Origin of the sequence: Streptomyces sp. SM1 (genome assembly GCF_002910825.1) — a bacterium.
Classification (GTDB): domain Bacteria; phylum Actinomycetota; class Actinomycetes; order Streptomycetales; family Streptomycetaceae; genus Streptomyces; species Streptomyces okerensis.
In genome coordinates this window covers 1-1,587 of record NZ_NEUB01000919.1, presented here as the reverse complement: position 1 = coordinate 1,587, position 1,587 = coordinate 1, and the positions used below count along the sequence as shown (strand labels likewise).

At 66.4% G+C, this 1,587-nt stretch carries 1 protein-coding gene; it reads left to right on the top strand.

What is annotated here, in order from left to right; all coding sequences use genetic code 11:
• Positions 1 to 163 precede the first annotated feature (163 nt).
• The coding region (locus B9S61_RS31385) for an IS1634 family transposase (protein ID WP_181007617.1) at positions 164 to 1,587 on the top strand (1,424 nt) is incomplete at its 3' end.

Here is a 1,587-nt window from a genome sequence, read left to right as displayed (position 1 = left end):
CCTGCGTTCCGCGCAATTCAGGGGTTCTGGAGTACCTGCCAGGCTGAAGGTGCAGGTCAGCGGGTTGGAGGCTGGTGACGCGGCCAGATTCGCCTAGAGACGCGATTTTGCGGATTCACCTGCGCTGACCTGGAGTTGCTCCGTAGGGTCTGGAGTCGTGTATGTGAAGACGACGAAGCGGGAGAACAAGTCCGGCACGGTCCGGTACCTGCACCTGGCCCACAATGAGTGGGATCCGGTGAAGGGCCGGGCGGTCCCGAAGGTCCTGTTCACGTTCGGCCGTGCGGACGACCTCGACCGGGACGCGGTGAAACGCCTGGTCGCCTCTCTATCACGGCTGCTGGAACCGGGCGAAGCACTGGCGTCGACCGCGGCGGGTGACCTGGAGTTCGTCTCCTCGGTCCCGTTCGGCGGCACCTACGTCCTCGATCATCTGTGGCGGCGACTGAAGATCGACAAGATCGTCGGGCAGGTCGGGCAGGTCGGGCAGCCCAAGCGGGGCAGACGCCGGGACATGTCGGTGACCGAGCGGGTGCTGTTCTCCATGGTCGCGAACCGGGCCCTGGCCCCGTCGTCGAAGCTGGCCGCCGCGGACTGGGTCACCAACGACGTGCATGTCGACGGCCTGCCGGCCTGCGACGACGACGCCTGCTACCGGGCGATGGACTGGCTCCACGAAGTCCAGGACGACCTGGAGAAGCGGGTGTTCGACGAGGTCGCGAACCTTCTCAACCTCGAGGTCGACCTGCTGTTCTTCGACACCACCAGCACCTACTTCGAACTGGAGGAGGCCGACGAGCTCGTCGCCCGCGACGACAAGGGCCGCCTCCTGCCCGCCGCAGACGACACTCCCGCCGACGCGGACGACAGTGGCGACGCCCCTGATCAGGCCGGGTTCCGCACGTCCGGGAAGTCGAAGGACTCCCGCGACGACCTTCCGCAGATCGTGATCGGGATGGCCGTCACGCGGGACGGGATCCCGGTCCGTGTCTGGTCCTGGCCCGGCAACACCGGCGACAGCAAGCTGATCCGGCAGGTCAAGGACGACATGCGGGACTGGACGCTGAGCAAGATCGTGTGGGTCACCGACCGGGGATTCTCCAGCGAACGCAACCGCCGCTACCTCCGCCAGGGCGACAACGCCTACATCGTCGGCGAGAAACTCCGCTCCGGCAGCCCGGAAGTAAAGGCCGCCCTGTCCCGCCAGGGCCGCTACGGCGAGATCGCCCACAACATGCGGGTCAAGGAGGTGCGGATCTCGGAGACCGAACGGTTCGTGATCTGCCACAACCCCGAAGCCGCCACCCGTGACCAGCACATACGCGAACAGCTCGTCGCCCAGCTCACCTCCCTGATCGAAGACACCGACAAGCTCAGCGAGTTCAAGCGCGGCGAACTCCGCGGCAAGATCGCCGGCAAGCCCGGACTCAACCGCTACCTCCGCACCACACCGGCCGGCAAGCTCCGCATCGACACCGCGAAGATCAAGGCCGAGGAGAACCTCGACGGCAAGTACCTGCTGCGATGCTCCGACCCGCACCTGTCCGCCGAGGACATCGCGCTCGGCTACAAGCAGCTCCTCGAAGT